The 18040-nt window shown below is 62.4% G+C and carries 8 protein-coding genes; 2 read left to right on the top strand and 6 right to left on the bottom strand.

Features of this window, described 5'->3' with window-relative positions:
* Positions 1-78 precede the first annotated feature (78 nt).
* Entirely contained in the window at positions 79-5808 is a 5730-nt protein-coding gene (locus HZ99_RS23225) for a membrane-targeted effector domain-containing toxin (RefSeq protein WP_038446344.1), read from the top strand.
* A gap of 147 nt (positions 5809-5955) precedes the next feature.
* Here the strand turns inward: HZ99_RS23225 and HZ99_RS23220 are convergent, their stop codons facing one another.
* Both HZ99_RS23220 and purL read right to left on the bottom strand, forming a co-directional pair.
* Positions 5956-6267 carry a YqfO family protein gene (locus HZ99_RS23220; protein ID WP_038446343.1) on the bottom strand — a complete coding sequence of 104 codons (312 nt, stop codon included), beginning with the start codon at positions 6265-6267 and terminating at the stop codon, positions 5956-5958.
* 4 nt (positions 6268-6271) lie between these two features.
* Entirely contained in the window at positions 6272-10168 is a 3897-nt protein-coding gene (gene purL / locus HZ99_RS23215; RefSeq protein WP_038446341.1) for a phosphoribosylformylglycinamidine synthase, read from the bottom strand.
* Between the two features lie 276 nt (positions 10169-10444).
* Here purL and mltF point away from each other — a divergent pair, with 276 nt between their 5' ends.
* Positions 10445-11905 (top strand): membrane-bound lytic murein transglycosylase MltF, encoded by a 1461-nt coding sequence (gene mltF, locus HZ99_RS23210; protein WP_038446340.1) that lies wholly within the window; start codon positions 10445-10447, stop codon positions 11903-11905.
* 150 nt (positions 11906-12055) lie between these two features.
* Here the strand turns inward: mltF and HZ99_RS23205 are convergent, their stop codons facing one another.
* From HZ99_RS23205 to treC, 4 genes are all read right to left on the bottom strand, one after another.
* Entirely contained in the window at positions 12056-12340 is a 285-nt protein-coding gene (locus HZ99_RS23205) for a PTS transporter subunit EIIB (protein WP_038446338.1), read from the bottom strand.
* A gap of 2 nt (positions 12341-12342) precedes the next feature.
* Positions 12343-14874, bottom strand: coding sequence for a phosphoenolpyruvate--protein phosphotransferase (gene ptsP / locus HZ99_RS23200; RefSeq protein WP_038446337.1), 2532 nt, complete (start codon positions 14872-14874; stop codon positions 12343-12345).
* A 164-nt stretch (positions 14875-15038) separates the two neighbouring features.
* Complete coding sequence (locus HZ99_RS23195; RefSeq protein WP_038446336.1) at positions 15039-16259, bottom strand: maltoporin; 1221 nt, start codon at positions 16257-16259, stop codon at positions 15039-15041.
* 74 nt (positions 16260-16333) lie between these two features.
* Complete coding sequence (gene treC / locus HZ99_RS23190) at positions 16334-17980, bottom strand: alpha,alpha-phosphotrehalase (RefSeq protein WP_038446335.1); 1647 nt, start codon at positions 17978-17980, stop codon at positions 16334-16336.
* Positions 17981-18040: the final 60 nt, after the last annotated feature.

Raw genomic sequence — 18040 nt, 5'->3', positions numbered from 1 at the left:
CCTACGTATCTACCGCACAGCCATGCGCATCGCTCCCCATGCTGAGGGCTCTAACCCCCCAGCATGGAGAACGTGCCTGTGAGCACAACATCCCAGACCTTTGAGGGCATCAAAGGTCACCTCAATCAAATCGGGCATCACCTGCTCCAGGTTGAAGCACCGCTACTACCCGAACACACACCCTCGGCCGCACTGGCGTACCTGGAGAAGCTCAACGTCCTGCTGACGTCCTACCGGCAGTTGTATCTGAACCAGAGCCGCCCCCTTTACCAAGGGATAACCCAGGCTGACCTGACCACCCGCGTGGCCACACTCAAGACCACGTTGAACGCCCATCTGCAACAGCTCGATCGCCACCTGCAGATCGACGGCAAGCCACGCAAATCCTTCATGACCTTTGAAGCCGGGTACACCGCCCTGGCCCATGAAACAACCCTCGGCGCCGAGGACCGCCTGTTGCACCCGCAACAGCAGGCCCTGCTTGAGCGCATACCGCTGGGCAGCACGTTGCGCCCGGGGCTGTACGCACTGAACTTGCGCTATCAAGAGCAGACCGTCGAGCTGGCGGGCGCCTTTGTGCTGACCGAAAAATCCAGCCCCATAGCCACCGACCTGACCTCTGCGCTGCCACTGGGCGAGGTGATGCTGTTTACCCCGTCCCAGGGGATCGAGTGCTTCAGTTCCCTGGCGCACGTCAACACACGTCTGCTCCAAGGAATGGACGATACCGAACAACGGCAGGCCTTCATGCACCTGCTGCCGGTGCGTTATCGCGATGTCACACCAGGGGCGATCTGGCCGCTGGAGCTGACACCGATCAGCGAAAAGCCACTGTTTGAGCACACCTACAACGCCCTGATCGACAAACGTACCCAGGACATCGAGCGCGCCCTGAGCCTGGTAGACAACCCCGGGCAGGACGCCGCTCAACTGATCGACGCCCTGGACCGTGCCATCGCCGCCGCGTTGCCGGACATCAGTGCGCGCCTGCAATGGCGCGCCCGATACTTGCTCGAACGCTACCTGCGCCTTGGCGCGCCGGACTGGTATCGCAGCGCCAGCGAATCTCGTCGCACCACCCTTGCCAGTCATCTGGCGAACTACAACCTGGCCCGCCAGGACCTGCTCGACCTGCTGGGCCCGGTCACTACCCCACAAGCCCTGGCCCGCTATCAACTGCTCGAACACTTGAGCGACGAGTTGGATATCCACGACCTGGCACCGGAACACCTGTGGATCAGCACACGGCGCTATGTAGAGCCCATCGGCGAATACGAACAGGAGCGCAACCTGATCGACCTGGCCTTGCGTGGCTTGCATGCCGGTGATGCACTGGCGGGCTCGGATTTCCTGAGCAAAACCACGCTCACCTATCGCGATGCACCGCTGCCCAAGGCCTATCAGGACCTGACACCCGCCTGGCTCGTGCAGATGCTGGCCACTCTGCAGCCGCGTCTCGACTTTGCCGATGCGCAGCAGCAGATGCACGCCAAGCCCGTCGTCAGCCGCGCAATCGAAAAGATGCTTGATCAACGGATCAACGCACTGGCTTACACCGCCATGCTGCAAGGGCACCTCAGCGAAAACGACTTTCAATCAGTGCAGGACTTGCGCGAAGGCACCAACCCCCGCCTGAGCGCAGCCACCCTGTCACTGCATGAGGCCCAGTTGCAAGACATGTGGGTGCTGCGCCAAAGCGACGCCAGCGGCGCGGTCACCCGCTTGCTCCTGTGCACACCCGAGGCACCCCGCGAGCAGCAGTTCCAGGTCTTTGACAGTGAGCTCGCCTGCCAGAACCACATCCTCGGCTGGAGCCTGGACAACGGTACGAAACAGCCGCCGGGCACCCTCACCGACTACCTGATCAAGCGCGTCGCCCTGCGTTTTCGTGGGGCAATGAAGCGGGTCCTGACCGGCCTGAGCTTCAAGTTTCACGACCAGGAATACAAAGAGATCAGCTTTGGCAATATCGGCAGTCATGCCCAATGCCTCCAGGCCATGTCGGCCCATGTGCTGGCGACCCGTCTCGATGACTACGAGTTCAGCACCCCGAGCTGGTATCGCTCCACCAGCACCGATAACCGCCAGACCCTGCTGAAGCTGGCCGAAGACAGCGAGGGTGCGCTGTTTACCTACAATGAATTTCCGTTGTCTGACGCGCAGTTCCCCCGCTTCACCGACTACCTGCATGAACAGGCGAAGAAAAGCCTGAACCAACTGCTGGGACGCCAGCAGAACGATATCGACCCTGACACCGTGTGGGCCTTCTCCCCTCCCGCACTGCTCGGTTCGCAGACCCCACCTCCCCTGACCTACACCCAGTTGTACCGTGACGGCTACGCGGACGGCGTGGGGTTCCTCGACGAGAAGTTTTCTCGCTCGGCCCAGTTCAAAGGCTCGAAAGGCGTGGACCTGAGTGCGCTGACGGCAGAAAACGTCGCCCGCTCGGTTACCGGGATCTGGATCGGCCAGCGCTACATCGACCGGGTCAAGACGCAGTTGCTCAATACCGGCAGTGCGGACTACAACCTGCGGCGCGATGCGACCTTGAGCATCACCCAGCGCCAAATGCAAAACGCCGCCCTGGAGTGCCGGCTGGAAGGGTACATCGCCGGGGCCGACTGGGAGTGGCTGCAGCGCAGTATCGCCAGCATGGGCAGTACTGCCGTCGAAACACGCGGCACCTACGCTATCCATCGCCTGCTGGTGGATGGCGAGTGGGTGATGGGCAACTTCCTCTTCAGCCACAGCGGTTTTCCGACGCTGCTCTACACCCCCAACGCACCGGATGGCATCCGATTTCGCGAGGCCAGGCAGTTCAATTACCTGCTGAAAAAAATCCCCGGAATGGTTGGCTATTTCACCCTGCGGGTCGGCGCCCAATCCCAGACCAGAGTGCGCACCTTCCTCGAAGGCGCCAAGGCACAATTGCCCCACGACCTGACCAAAACCGACGCCAGCCCGGCACGCTATGATTCCACTCATGGGCTAAGCCCGCTGCTGGATCTGCGCCAGGCCCTGTACAACATGCAGATGCAACGCAAGATCGACGACGTACAAGGCACCACCATCAATCGCAACCAGATGATCAGTGGCCTCTTGTGGACCTGCGTGGAGTGGGTTACCGCCATTGCCACCGCGCCGTTCCCCACCCTCAGCCTGAGCCTGGGCATGTTGCTGGCCTTCAAGGATGGCATGCTCGCCCTGCACGCTTATCAGCAGGGAGATACCGGCGCGGCCGTGGAACACCTGATCGGTTACGTGCTCAATAGCGCCGGCGCGGCCTTTACCGATCTGCGCCCGGCATTGGCCTCGCTCAAACAGCTGGCCCGGCCGGCCGCACGCCAGTTCGCCAAGAGCCCCGTCGTTGCGAGCGACGCCTTGAAACTGGTCCAGCCCTTGCAATCGAAGGCACTGACGCTGGCCGACATGCAAGCGATGTTGTTCGAAGGCGAGGCGCTTTGGGCGAAAAAGACCCCGGACCCCATCGGCCGCTATTTGTTGTACCGCCAGGATCCACTCACCGGCAAACTGGTCTCCACCACCCGCGTGGCCGCGCCCGATACCGAAGGGCTCTGGCACCGTACCGGCGTGACTGGGGGGGCGCCCAAGTATGAAAAGCTGCCCGACACGCCGGAGCCACTCAAGCCTTATGAAATACCGGGGAAGTACGCCAGCAAACTGGAACTGGCCATCAATCCCGACATACGGGAGGGGATAGCTCTGCGCGCCGAGTGGGAGTTCGGCTCGCCGGAGGGCGCGCAGGGCAACGTCATCAGAGACCTGGCGCCCGTGCGCAAGGCTTACCTGCAACACGCCGAACGCCTGAAAACAGACGCCCAGAGTTACTTCACCAATCGCCCCCCTTTGCCAGCCCGTACCTCCCCCTTGGCGATTGATGCCGATACGTCATTTGCGCAACTGATCGCCAGCGACACCTTTGCCGGAAACAAGTCCCTGGTCATCGGTGCCATACCGGGTTCCATTGCCGGCAAGCAGCTGTTGATCACCCAGATGGATACCTTGCTCAAGCAAGGGTTCAAGCGCCTGTACATCGAGTACCTGCCCGCCGATCTATTCCGCCTGAAGTTGGTAAAACTCAATAGCGGCAAGTCCTGGCAGCATATCGAACGGCATCTGAAAGTCGTCGACCGGACCTTTGGCTTCGCCGACGACGCCGAATACTCCTACGTCGCTCTGGTACGTAAAGCCCAGGAAAAGGGCTTGAAGGTCAAGGCACTGGACACATCCACCTCCTACCTGCTGGAAGACGCCCTGCAAATGGGCGATACCCCGATGACGACGCCGCGGGATCACGCCACGAGGAACTTCTACTCCAGCAAAACCATCGAGTTGGACGCCGCCGACGAAGCGGATGAGCGCTGGATTGCGCTGGTGGACTCCTCGCGCTTGCGCACCTACAACAACACGCCCGGGCTGGCAGACCTGCAAGACGCCGTTGCCCTGCGGGTGGAGGACATTGGCCCAGGCCAGCCGGTAGGTATCTGGACCGACGAACCCGGTGCCATTGCAGGCGATGCATTGGCCAAGGGCGATTACCGACTGACCCTGCATACCGCGTACAAAGCGCCTGGACCGACAGGTTCCTCTGGCGCGGCCGCTGACACCGGCGTGGCACATTACAGCGATTACGATATTGCCCCCTCCCTCAGGGACAGCATCACTCGACAGAGCACATCACCCCATGGGCTGGACACTCGCTATTTCCCGCAGAACCCGGATCATCGTGACGCATTCCTGGCGTTCCAGGACGCCAGGACCCGCCTGAATAAAGATGCACAAACTTACCTGGCCAGCCATCAGCCGCCCCCCAGGCCCGCGCTGTCCACCCTGGGCTTGCCAAGATCCCCGGAGACGTTGCTGGAAAGCGTGCGTCACAGCGAGTTTTCGGGGCTGATCATCGGCGAGGGGCACCAGGCCCAATCCAGCAAACGGTGGTTGCGCGACTACATGGGGAAACTCAAGGCGCTTGAGTTCAAGACCCTCTATATGGAACACCTGCTGACCGATATACATCAGGCGCAACTGGATGTGTTCGTGAGTACGCAGCGGATGCCAGACACTCTCAAGCACTACCTCAAACAGCTGGATCACGGCCAGATGCCAGGATACACAGGCCAGGATAACTACACCGAAGTCATCCAGGTCGCGGTCCGGCATGGCATGCGCGTACGGGCACTGGACTGCGCCGCCAGCTACAACGTCAAAGGGCTGGGGGATGTGAAGACGTCGCGCAACCAACTGTTCAGCTACTTCGCCTCACAGGTGATCAAGGCCGACCAGGCGGCATTCGGGCCGCACAAGTGGGTGGCCTTCATCGGCAGCGCCCATACCAATACCCACCTGGCGGTACCGGGCCTGGCAGAACTGCAAGGTGCGGTCAGCCTGCAGGTCAGGGACACGGCGCCGGCCCTGGCGCAGAACATTCGCCCCGGCAGTTGGGAGACCGCTGGCGACGGGCTGGGCCCTTACAGGAGTGCATTACGCAGTGACTTCGTGCTGGACGCCGGCGTTGCCGGTACCCGCCCACCCGCACCCTTTGTGCCGCTGGACCGGGCACGCTTGAATCGGCCCGGCCTGTTCCTGATCGAACGCCCGTCGCCCTCGCAAAACAACCTGCTGCATCGCTCCCGCAGCGGGGAAATCGTGTCGACACCGATCAGGGTCGACCACAATGGCCTGTTTTATGTCGACCGCTGGGAACAGATGCAGGGCAAGCGTTTCACCTACGAAAACATATTGATCGAAGCGTTGAAGGCTGAGGTGGGGTTGGTCCCCGCCCCCTAAGCCATCAAAGCTTTGACCCCGGTTTCATGAGCGCAAAAAAACCCGCTGGCCAACCTGGCCCAGCGGGTTTTCTGCTTTGCGCCAGCCAATGAGCTGTAGCGAGTGCTTGTTCCTGACCAAGCGTTGGCAGATTTGCCAACCGGTCAATCAGAAGTCCGCCAACGGCCACACTTCATAAGCCGGCGTCTCATAAGGGTGACTAAGCTTCAACGCAGCAACCACTGCGACGATCAACTCATCCGCCACCACCAGCTCGACCTTCCATTCATCAACCACTTCGACCTGGCCCACCCGCCCGAGAAACGGCTGGCTGCCGTCCATCGGGCGAAACTGGCCACGGCCCGGCACTTGCCAGGCGCAGCTGTCGTAGTTGCCGATGCGCCCGCCGCCGGCCGCGAAGACGGCGCTTTTCACCGTCTCCACATGGCTGTCAGGCACAAAGAAGCTGAGCTTGTACACAGCCTTAGTTCACCCACACGCGAGCGTTGCGGAACATGCGCATCCACGCACCGTCTTCGTTCCACTCTTCAGGGCGCCACGAGTTCTGCACAGCGCGGAACACCCGCTCCGGGTGCGGCATCATGATGGTCACGCGGCCATCACGGCTGGTCAGCCCGGTGATCCCGCGCGGCGAGCCGTTCGGGTTGGCCGGGTAGTTTTCGGTGACCTTGCCGTGGTTGTCGACAAAACGCAGGGCCACGGTGCCGGACAAATCGGCTTCCAGCAGTGCTTCCTCGCTTTCGAACTCGGCATGGCCTTCACCGTGGGCAATGGCGATCGGCATGCGCGAGCCGGCCATGCCTTGCAGGAAGATCGAGTTCGACTCCTGCACCTGCACCATGGCCACACGGGCTTCGAACTGCTCGGACCGGTTGCGCACAAAGTGCGGCCAGAACTCGCTGCCCGGGACCAGTTCGCTGAGGTTGGACATCATCTGGCAACCGTTGCACACACCCAGGGTGAAGCTGTCGTTGCGCTCGAAGAAGCCCTGGAACGCATCGCGGGCACGGCTGTTGAACAGAGCCGACTTGGCCCAGCCCTCACCGGCACCCAGCACATCGCCGTAGGAGAAACCACCGCAAGCCACCAGGCCCTTGAACTCATTGAGGTCAACGCGACCGGCGAGGATATCGCTCATGTGCACATCGATCGCATTGAAGCCGGCGCGGTCGAACGCCGCCGCCATTTCCACCTGGCCGTTGACGCCCTGCTCACGCAGTACGGCAACCTGTGGGCGGATACCTTTCTTGATGTAGGGCGCAGCGATGTCCTGGTTGACGTCGAAGCTGAGCTTGGTGCTCAGGCCCGGGTTGTCTTCTTCCAGGATCACGTCGAATTCCTGCTCGGCACAGTCGACGTTGTCGCGCAGGCGCTGGATCTGGTAGCTGGTCTCGGCCCACTGGCGTTGCAGCAGGCGGCGCTGGCCTTCAAACACAGTGTCGCCGTTGAAGACGATATTGATCACACCGTTGTTGATCGGCTGGCCGACCACCGCCACGCAATCGCCCAGGCCAGCAGCGCTGAACTGTGCCAGTACGTCCGGGGTGGCGTCCTGGCGCACCTGAATCACTGCACCCAACTCTTCGTTGAACAGGATGGCGGCGATATCGGCGCAAGTTTCCGCCAGGCCGTCGAGGTTCAGGCTCAGGCCGCAGTGACCGGCGAAGGCCATTTCCACAACGCTGGTCAGCAAACCACCGTCGGAGCGGTCGTGGTAGGCCAGCAGGTGACCGTCGGCATTCAGGCCCTGGATCACTGCAAAGAAGGCTTTCAGGTCTTCGGCGTCATCGACGTCCGGTGCCTGCTTGCCAAGCTTGCCGTGGGTCTGGGCAAGGATCGAGGCGCCCATGCGGTTCTGGCCACGGCCCAGGTCGACCAGGATCAGGTCGGTGGTGCCCTTGTCCATGCGCAGTTGCGGGGTCAGGGTCTGGCGGATATCGGTGACCGGCGCAAAGCCGGTGACGATCAGCGACAGCGGCGAGGTGACGCTCTTGTCGCCGCCCTCTTCGCTCCAACGGGTGGCCATGGACATGGAGTCCTTGCCCACCGGAATAGTGATCCCCAGTTCCGGGCACAGCTCCATGCCGACGGCCTTGACGGTGTCGTACAGACGCGCATCTTCACCCGGGTGGCCGGCAGCGGACATCCAGTTGGCCGACAATTTGATATCGGACAGCTTGCCAATGCGCGACGCAGCGATGTTGGTGATGGTTTCGCCAATGGCCATGCGGCCCGACGCCGGGGCGTCCAGCAGGGCCAGCGGCGTGCGCTCGCCCATGGCCATGGCTTCGCCGGTGTACACGTCGAAGCTGGTGGCGGTGACGGCAACGTCAGCCACCGGCACCTGCCATGGGCCGACCATCTGGTCACGGGCAACCAGGCCGGTGATGGTGCGGTCGCCGATGGTGATCAGGAAGCTTTTGCTCGCCACGGCCGGGTGGTGCAGCACACGTTCGATGCTGTCGGCCAGTTCCAGGGTGCTTGGGTCGAAATCGTCACCCAGCTCCGCTTCACGTACCGCCGAACGGTGCATACGCGGGGCCTTGCCCAGCAGTACTTCCAGGGGCATATCCACCGGGTTGTTGCCGAAATGGCTGTCGGTAACGGTCAGTTGCGGCTCGGCAGTAGCCTCGCCAACCACGGCATACGGGCAACGCTCACGTTCGCAGATGGCCTGGAAGCGTGGGAAGTCTTCAGGACCAACCGCCAGCACGTAGCGTTCCTGGGATTCGTTGCTCCAGATTTCGTGCGGGGCCATGCCCGGCTCGTCGTTTGGAATATTGCGCAGCTCGAAGCGGCCACCACGGTCGCCATCGTTGACCAGTTCCGGGAAGGCGTTGGACAAACCACCGGCACCGACGTCGTGGATAAAGCTGATCGGGTTCTTGTCACCCAACTGCCAGCAACGGTCGATGACTTCCTGGCAGCGACGCTCCATTTCCGGGTTTTCGCGCTGTACGGAAGCAAAGTCCAGGTCCGCCGAGCTGGTGCCGGTGGCCATGGAAGACGCCGCGCCGCCACCCAGGCCGATCAGCATCGCCGGGCCGCCGAGCACGATCAGCTTGGAGCCGACGAGGATCTCGCCCTTCTGCACGTGGTCTTCACGGATGTTGCCCATGCCGCCGGCCAACATGATCGGCTTGTGGTAACCGCGCACTTCATCGCCACGGGGGGTGCTGATGGACTGCTCGAAGGTACGGAAGTAACCGGTCAGGGCCGGGCGCCCGAATTCGTTGTTGAACGCGGCGCCGCCCAGCGGGCCTTCGATCATGATGTCCAGCGCGGTAACGATGCGCTCAGGCTTGCCGTATGGCACTTCCCACGGCTGCTCGAAGCCGGGGATCTGCAGGTTGGACACGGTGAAACCGGTCAGGCCCGCCTTGGGCTTGGCGCCACGGCCGGTTGCACCTTCATCACGGATCTCGCCGCCGGAACCGGTGGCTGCGCCCGGGAACGGGGCAATCGCGGTCGGGTGGTTGTGGGTCTCGACTTTCATCAGGATGTGCACCGGCTCCTGCACCGCGCCGTACTGGCGGGTTTCAGGGTCCGGGAAGAAACGGCCGGCGACGCTGCCGACGATCACCGAGGCGTTGTCCTTATACGCCGACAAAACGCCTTCGCTGTGCATCACGTAGGTGTTCTTGATCATGCCGAACAGGCTTTTTTCCTGGCTCTGGCCGTCGATATCCCAACTGGCGTTGAAGATTTTGTGGCGGCAGTGCTCGGAGTTGGCCTGGGCGAACATCATCAGTTCGATGTCGTGGGGGTTGCGCTTCAAGCCGTTGAAGGCATTGACCAGGTAGTCAATCTCGTCTTCGGCCAGGGCCAGGCCCAGTTCGGTGTTGGCCTTCTCGAGGGCGGCGCGGCCACCGCCGAGCACGTCAATCGCGGTCAGCGGCTTGGGTTCGGCGTGGCTGAACAGACCGGCGGCCCGTTCCAGCTGGCTGACGATGATCTGGGTCATGCGGTCGTGCAGGCTGCTGGCGATCAGTTCGGCTTCGGCATCGCTGAACTGGCCAGCCACGTAGAAGGCGATCCCGCGTTCCAGGCGCTGGATTTTTTCCAGGCCGCAGTTGCGGGCGATATCGCTGGCCTTGCTCGACCAGGGCGAGATGGTGCCGAACCGTGGCAGAACCAGGAACAAGCGGCCGGTCGGCTCTTGAACGGGAACGCTGGGGCCGTACTTCAGAAGGCGTGCCAGCACTTGCTGTTCGTCGGCGGTCAAAACGCCGTTGACGTCGGCGAAGTGAGCAAATTCAGCATACAAGCCAGTGACAGCTGGAACCTTCTGGCTCAGTTGCTCAAGGAGTTTGCTGTGGCGAAAGGCAGAAAGGGCAGGAGCGCCGCGCAGGATCAACATCTTCGGGACAGCCTCGGGAAGGGGGTGTGCTTTGAGGCCGTGCATTCTAGCGTAAACCTGCGCCAACGGCACCCGAAACGGCACGGCTGGCCGCTGCCGAACGTCAGTTGGCGGGGAATGCACCGTCTCGGGCCCCTGAGGCGCAGTTATTTTAACCGTCACAATCGCGCCCCAGGCCACGTTTCTGCGGGCTGCAGCACAGTTTCGCGGGCGCTAGCAGACAACGCCCATGCTGTCGAGATATGGCGCCGTGGGCCGTTTGCGTATACTGCGCAGATGTTCTCCCCAACTGCTTTGCGCCCGCGATGCGCCAAATGGCTCATCGCTACCGGACTCTTCCTGATGCTCAGCGCCTGTGTTGATAAGCCCAGCACGCTCGAGCGAATCAAGGAGGATGGCGTATTGCGGGTGATTACCCGAAACAGCCCGGCCACTTATTTCCAGGACCGCAATGGCGAAACCGGTTTCGAATACGAACTGGTCAAGCGCTTTGCCGACGACCTGGGGGTAAAACTGGAAATCGAGACGGCCGACAACCTCGATGACCTGTTCGGCCAGTTGGGCAAACCCAACGGCCCGGTATTGGCCGCCGCCGGCCTGGTCAGCAGCGAGCAGCGTAAACAGCAGGTGCGCTTCTCCCACCCGTACCTGGAAGTCACCCCGCAGATCATCTACCGCAATGGCCAGTCCCGCCCCACCAACGCCGCCGACCTGGTGGGCAAGAAGATCATGGTGCTCAAGGGCAGCACCCACGCCGAACAGCTGGCCGAGCTGAAAAAGCAGAATCCCGCGATTGAATACGAAGAGTCCGATGCCGTTGAGGTGGTCGACCTGCTGCGCATGGTCGACGAAGGGCAGATCGACCTGACCCTGGTCGACTCCAATGAAGTGGCGATGAACCAGGTGTACTTCCCCAACGTGCGGGTGGCCTTCGACCTGGGCGACGCCCGTCACCAGAGCTGGGCCGTGGCTGCCGGTGAAGACAACAGCCTGCTCAACGAGGTCAACAGCTACCTCGACAAGGTCGAGAAGAACGGCACCCTGCAGCGCCTCAAGGATCGTTACTACGGGCATGTCGATGTACTGGGCTACGTCGGCGCCTACACCTTTGCCCAGCACTTGCAGCAGCGCCTGCCCAAGTACGAGAAGTTCTTCAAGACCTCGGCCAAGGAAGAAAAGGTCGATTGGCGACTATTGGCAGCCATTGGCTACCAGGAATCGCTGTGGCAACCGGCTGTCACCTCCAAGACCGGTGTGCGCGGCCTGATGATGCTGACCCAGAACACCGCCCAGGCCATGGGTGTGTCCAACCGCCTGGATGCGCGGCAAAGCATCAAGGGGGGCGCCAAGTACCTGGCGATGATCAAGAGCGAACTGGACGACAAGATTCTCGAACCTGATCGCACCTGGTTTGCCCTGGCGGCCTACAACGTCGGCGGTGGGCACCTGGATGACGCGCGCAAGCTGGCACAAAAGGAAGGCCTGAACCCCAACAAATGGCTGGACGTGAAGAAAATGCTGCCGCGCCTGTCGCAGAAGCAGTGGTACAGCAAGACCCGCTACGGCTACGCCCGAGGCGGCGAACCCGTGCACTTCGTGGCCAACATCCGCCGTTACTACGACATCCTGACCTGGGTGACCCAGCCGCAGCTGGAAGGCAACCAGGTCGTGGAGGGCAACCTGCATGTGCCGGGTGTGGACAAAACCAAGCCACCCGAAAACAGCCCGCAGCTCTAAACACCTCTCCCAAACGCAACAAAACAATGTGGGTGCGAACGTGTGTGGGAGCGGGCTTGCCCGCGATGGCGTTGCATCAGGTAACACAGGCCTTTACTGACCCACCGCTATCGCGGGCAAGCCCGCTCCCACATGGGGTTTTGTGATGTTCTACAGGCCGGTGAGCAGATGCACGGTCCCGTCCGCCAGCACCATCACCGCCGCAATCCCCGCCGCCTTCAACGCCCCCTCATCCACCCGTGTCGTGTCCTGTAGCTGCACGCGGATCCGCGTCAATGCCACGCGCTGTTGTGACTTGAGATTACTCGCCCCACCCAGCGCACTCAGCACCGCCGGCGCCAACATCGCCTCAGCCTTCGGCTCGGCGAGCACCGTTTCCGCCACCAGGTCCGGCGTCAGGGCCTTCCAGAACGCCTGCTGCAATTTCTCGAACATACTCAGTTCTCCACAACCAATGAAGTGTCGACGGTCGCCGCGTGGTACTGGCTCAAGGCCTCGCGCACCTGGGCGGCCTCTTCCAGGTTCAACACCTGATGGGCGATCAATTGGCAATCCGCCAGGTCCAGCTCACGCACCGTGGCCTTGATACTCGGGATCAGCGGCACGCTGACGGACAGCTCGTCCACCCCCAGCCCGATCAACATCGGCACCGCCAGCGCCTCGGATGCCAGCGCACCGCACACGCCCACCCACTTGCCGTGAGCGTGGGCGGCCTTGACTGTGGTGGCGATCAAGCGCAGCACCGCCGGGTGAAAACTGTCGGCCTGGCTGGCCAGGCGCGGGTGGTCGCGGTCCATGGCCAGGGTGTATTGGGTCAGGTCGTTGGTGCCGATGGAGAAAAAATCCACATGGGGGGCGAACACATCTGCCATCAATGCCGTTGACGGCACCTCGACCATGATGCCCAGCTTCGGCAATTCGGCCAGCCCCAGGGCCGCCGCTTCCTCTTCGAGGATCCGACGGGCCTGGTGCAGCTCCGACAGCAGGCTGACCATCGGCAACATGATGTGCAAGCGTGCCAAGCCTGCACTGGCGAGGATTGCCCGCAATTGCTCGCGCAGCAGCTCGGGGCGCGCCAGGCACAGGCGAATGCCGCGCAGGCCGAGGAACGGGTTGGTCTCGGCAGCCATCGGCACATAGGCCAGCGGCTTGTCGCCACCGACATCAAGGGTGCGCACCACCAGATTGCGCTCGGGCCCCAGGGTGCGGGCGATGGCGCTGTAGGTACCGGCCTGTTCCTCGGGGCTGGGCGCGCGGTTGCGGTCCAGATAGAGGAACTCTGAGCGCAACAGGCCGACCCCTTCGCCACCCAGGGTCAGGGACTGCTCCACCTCCTGCAACGAGGCGACGTTGGCGGTGACTTCGACGTGATGACCGTCGCGGGTAATCGCAGGCAAAGCGGCCTGCGCCACTTCACGCTGACGCCGCAGCACTTGCTGTTTGCGCGCCGCTTCCCGTTGCTCGATCTCGGCCAGATTCGGCTCCAGGTGCAATTCGCCCTGGCCGGCATCGAGCAGCACCTGCTTGCCGTTGGCCAGCGCCAGCACCTGCGCCGGCGCCCCACACAAGGCCGGCAAGCCCAGGGCCCGGGCGAGGATCGCGACGTGGCTGGTAGCGCCGCCACCGACAGTGACAAAACCCAGGACCTTGCGGGTATCCAGGCTGGCAGTTTGCGAAGGTGTCAACTGCTCGGCAATCAGGATCGCGCGTTCGGGCAGGTCCCATGCGCGGTCCTGGATCCCCAGGATCAGTTTGAGCACACGCTGGCCGACATCGGCGAGGTCTGCCGCACGTTCGGCGAGCAACGCATTGCCCAGGCCCTGAAACAGTTCGGCGGTGGCCGCCGTGGCGCTGTTCCAGGCGAAGGCGGCGCTCTTGCCTGCGGCGAGCAGGCCGTGGGCCTTTTCAAGCAGGGTCGGGTCTTCGAGCAACTCTTGATGCGCCCGGAAGATCTCGGCCTGCGCACTGCCATTGGCCTTGGCTTGCAGGGTTTGCAGCGCCTCGGTTGCCGCCCTCAAGCCGCGCTCCAGTGCAGCACGCTCGACCGCCTCGGCGCCACCGACCTCGGGGATGTTCAACGGCGGTTCCGCCACCTGGACCACCTGCCCAAACGCCGAACCTGGCGATGCGCACACGCCGCGCAACACGGTCGCCGATGATACCGGTGCAACCGGTTCAAGCTCCTCCGCCGCCACCGCAACGGTTTCGCCACACCCCTCCACCAACAGCGTAACCAACGCCTGGATCGCCGCGGCGGCCTCCTCCCCCGCCGCGCTCACCTGCAAAATATCGCCCTGCACCGTTTGTAAACCCATGATCGCCACCAGGGACTTGGCGTTGGCGCTCTGGGTTTGCTTGTGCAGGCAGATGCTCGCATTGAAACCCTTCGCGGCCTGGGCCAGTACTGCCGCCGGGCGGGCATGCAAACCGTTGGCATTGGGCAGCGTCAGGGGCTTGGAGAACAGGGCGTCACCCTCATCCTCCTCGTCATTGGCGGCGCTTACCAACGGTGTCACACGCAGCAACGGTTGCCCGGCTTCCACCCGCCCGGTGCCCGCCGCCAGCAACGTAAAGGGCTCGCCGCTGACCACCAGCATCAAGGTCAGCAAGCTGCGGGCATTGAGCGCAATGTAGTCGGCATCAAACTCAATCAGCGGCTGCCCCGCCGCTACCCGCTGGCCTTCCTCGACCAGCCGGGTGAAACCCTTGCCCCCCAGGTTCACGGTATCCAGGCCGATATGCATCAATACCTGCACACCGTGCTCGTCAGTGACGCTGACGGCATGACCACTGTCCTGGATATTGCTGATCACCCCGGCCAGCGGCGCGCAGAGGGTCTGCGAGACGGGATCGATACACACACCGTCGCCAATCAGCCGGCTGGAAAACACCGGATCCGGCACCTGATCCAGGGGCAGCAGCACTCCCGCCAGGGGCGCCAGCAGTTCCAGGGGTTGAGTTGTGGTCATGACATCACCTGCTGTTTGGTTCTGTAAAAATCATGGGGTGAAACGGCATCCCTGTAGGAACTGGCTTGCCGGCGATGCTGGCGACTCGGTATCTGCAAAAGACCGAGGTGCTGCCATCGCTGGCAAGCTAGCTTCTACATAAGGGGCCATCACATCGGCCGCCTTTACTTCCACCAGTATTCGACCTGCACACCGAAGTTGGAGCCGTGCCGTGCGCTGCCATAGGAGCCGGTGTCGGACAACGCCGACCCCGCCGCCAACTCATTGGCCGCCCGCTTGGCCGCTTCGTTCCAGCTGGCATAGGTGTAATACACGCGCACTTCCGGGCGCGCCCAGAATTCCGGGCCCTTGGGCGACCAGGTCGGGGCGAATGTGAATTTGCTGAGTTTGCGCGTACCGCCGCTGGCGTCGACCTGATCATGGCCCAGTTCGGCGACCAGCTTGAACTGCTCACTGATGGCATACGCCGGGCGTACACCGAGGGACATCCAGGTCTGGTCCTGGCTGCCGGGACGCACGTCCTTCTGGTACACCGCCTCGACCTGGCCGCCAAAACGCGGGGTCACTTGCCAGTCGAAAAACTCCACCGCGCGGTAGCTTTTGCTGCTGCGTTCCAGCGCGGTGTCGCCGGTGTAGCCCAGGCCCGTGCCCGGCCCTTCGCCATACTGCAGGGCGAATGTGTTCTTGCCGCCGAGGAACGGCTTTTGCACATGCTGGGCAGTCAGCGCCCAGCCGTTGTGGGTGTCGCGACCACCGGCCTGTTCGATGTAGCTCAGGCCCAGTTCCAACTGGCCACCGGGGTTGGTCTTGAAGCCCGCGACGTTGAAGTCGTGACGGGTGGCATATGCCTTCTGGTACAGGTTGTCTTTGCGCGACAGGGCGTAGCTGTATTTCAGCTCGCCAATCAGCACATCCTCGATCCCGCCGCCGGTGGCGCTCTGGTTCCAGTAGTAGAAGTCGGAGATATGGATGTCATTACGTTTGTAGTAGCGTCGCCCGGCCCACAACGAGCCGCCGTTGAGGCTGGGCATGTTCGACCACTGCGCATACATCTGCGGCATGCGTGCCGAGCCGTTGTTTTCGCCCTGGAACTTCAGTTCGCGGTCGTACTTGTTGTACAGCGAGGCCATGGCATCGACGCTGAGCACCGAACCGTCATCCAGGGTGAACAGGTCCTGGCGCAGTTCCAGCTCGGCATACTGTTCGCATTCGTTGCCCAGGCGGTATTTGGACGGCGCGCCCGGCAATTGGAAACATTGCTGCGGGCCGCTACCGGTCGAGGTACCGGCGCCGCTGCGCAGGTAGCCGGCAAATTCCAGGGCCTGGGCGGCAAAAGGCAAGCCCAGGCAAGACGCCACGAGACCGAGTTTTATGCTTGTGTTCATGAAGCGCTCCCTTATTTTTATTGTGTTCGCCCCCCCGTAGGCGCCGGCTTGCCGGCGCCTACGGGGGGGGTGTTTCAGTCGGTCAGGTGCAGCACAAAAGACTCGTATGGACGCAAGGTGATGCAATCGGTGCGCACCGGGCAGTCGGGGTAGTTGCTGATCAACAGGCGTTGCGCGCCCGCCATGCTGATCACATGGCCGGGCAGCTGGATTTCGCAGGGCTGGCCGTAGAAGTTGTTGAGCACCAGCAGCCGTTCGCCATGACCTTCGCGCAGATACGCCCAGACCTGGTGGTGATCCAGCAGCAGTTGGCGGTAGACACCCTCTTGGATCAGCGGCTCAAGGCGCCGCAAGGCAATCAGCGCACGGTAGTGATGCAGCACCGAATCCGGGTCATCCAATTGATTCTGGACGTTGATCTGCGCCGCGTTGGCCGGGATGCCGATCCAGGGTTCGGCGCTGCTGAAGCCGGCATTAGCCTGGCCGTTCCACTGCATCGGCGTGCGCCCGTTGTCGCGGGACTTCTGCATGATCGCGGCCATGCTTGACGCCTCTGACTCACCGGCATCGCGCTTGAGGCGGTAGATGTTCAGGGTCTCGACATCGCGATATTGCCCGATGCGGTCAAAGCCCGGGTTGGTCATGCCCAGCTCTTCGCCCTGGTACACAAACGGCGTGCCCTGGAGCAAGTGCAAGGCGGTGGCGAGCATCTTGGCCGAGACCACGCGGTGCTCGCCATCATCGCCAAATCGCGAGACCACCCGCGGCTGGTCGTGGTTACACCAGAACAGCGCATTCCAACCGCCACCGGCCTGCATGCCCAGCTGCCAGTCGGACAGAATCTGCTTGAGCTGCAGGAAATCGAAGTCGGCGCGCACCCACTTCTGCAGGTTGGGATAATCGACTTTCAGGTGGTGAAAATTGAAGGTCATCGAGAGTTCTTTCGACTCCGGGCGAGAGTAGCGAATGCAGTGTTCCAGGCTGGTGGAGGACATCTCGCCGACGTTGATCAGGTCGTGGCCGGCGAAGACTTCGCGGTGCATTTCCTGCAAGTATTCATGCACGTTCGGGCCGTCGGTATAGAAACGGCGACCGTCGCTGTTGTCTTCGGGAAAACCCGCCGGTTTGGAGATCAGGTTGATCACGTCCAGGCGGAAGCCACCCACGCCTTTGTCACGCCAGAAGCGCATCAACTTGTACACCTCGCCACGCACCTGGGGATTGTCCCAGTTGAGGTCGGCCTGGGTGTGGTCGAACAGGTGCAGGAAGTACTGGCCGGTCTGGGCCTCGTACTCCCAGGCCGAGCCGCCGAATTTGGACTCCCAGTTGTTCGGCTGGTCGCGCCAGATGTAGAAGTCGCGGTACGGGTTGTCGAGGCTGCTGCGCGCCTGCTGGAACCATTCGTGCTCGATGGAGGTGTGGTTGACCACAATGTCCAGCATCAGCTTGATACCGCGCTTGGCCGCTTCACTGATCAGCAAGTCACAGTCGGCCATGGTCCCGTAGCTGGGGTCGATGGCGTAGTAGTCGCTGATGTCGTAGCCGTTGTCGCGCTGGGGCGAACGCAGGAACGGGGTGATCCACAGGCAGTCGACGCCCAGCCACTGGAGGTAGTCGAGCTTGTCCACGATACCCAGCAGGTCACCGGTGGCGTTACCCGCGTGGCTGTGGAAGCTTTTGGGGTAGATCTGGTAGATCACCGAGTGTTGCCAGTCTTGCATGGTGGGTTCCTTCAGTAGAGTTGTGTGCCGGCCTTGCGGGCCGCATCGCCCTGTAGGGGC

It is taken from the genome of Pseudomonas fluorescens (assembly GCF_000730425.1).
GTDB classification, from domain to species: domain Bacteria; phylum Pseudomonadota; class Gammaproteobacteria; order Pseudomonadales; family Pseudomonadaceae; genus Aquipseudomonas; species Aquipseudomonas fluorescens_X.
Note: the sequence above shows the minus strand (reverse complement) of the source record. Positions and strands in the feature narration are given on the sequence as shown.

Bases quoted from the DNA above. Each gene is read 5' to 3' on its own strand.
- purL (WP_038446341.1), bottom strand. From the start codon at position 10,168: ATGTTGATCCTGCGCGGCGCTCCTGCCCTTTCTGCCTTTCGCCACAGC.
- mltF (WP_038446340.1), top strand. From the start codon at position 10,445: ATGTTCTCCCCAACTGCTTTGCGCCCGCGATGCGCCAAATGGCTCATC.
- HZ99_RS23205 (WP_038446338.1), bottom strand. From the start codon at position 12,340: ATGTTCGAGAAATTGCAGCAGGCGTTCTGGAAGGCCCTGACGCCGGAC.
- ptsP (WP_038446337.1), bottom strand. From the start codon at position 14,874: ATGACCACAACTCAACCCCTGGAACTGCTGGCGCCCCTGGCGGGAGTG.
- HZ99_RS23195 (WP_038446336.1), bottom strand. From the start codon at position 16,259: ATGAACACAAGCATAAAACTCGGTCTCGTGGCGTCTTGCCTGGGCTTG.
- treC (WP_038446335.1), bottom strand. From the start codon at position 17,980: ATGCAAGACTGGCAACACTCGGTGATCTACCAGATCTACCCCAAAAGC.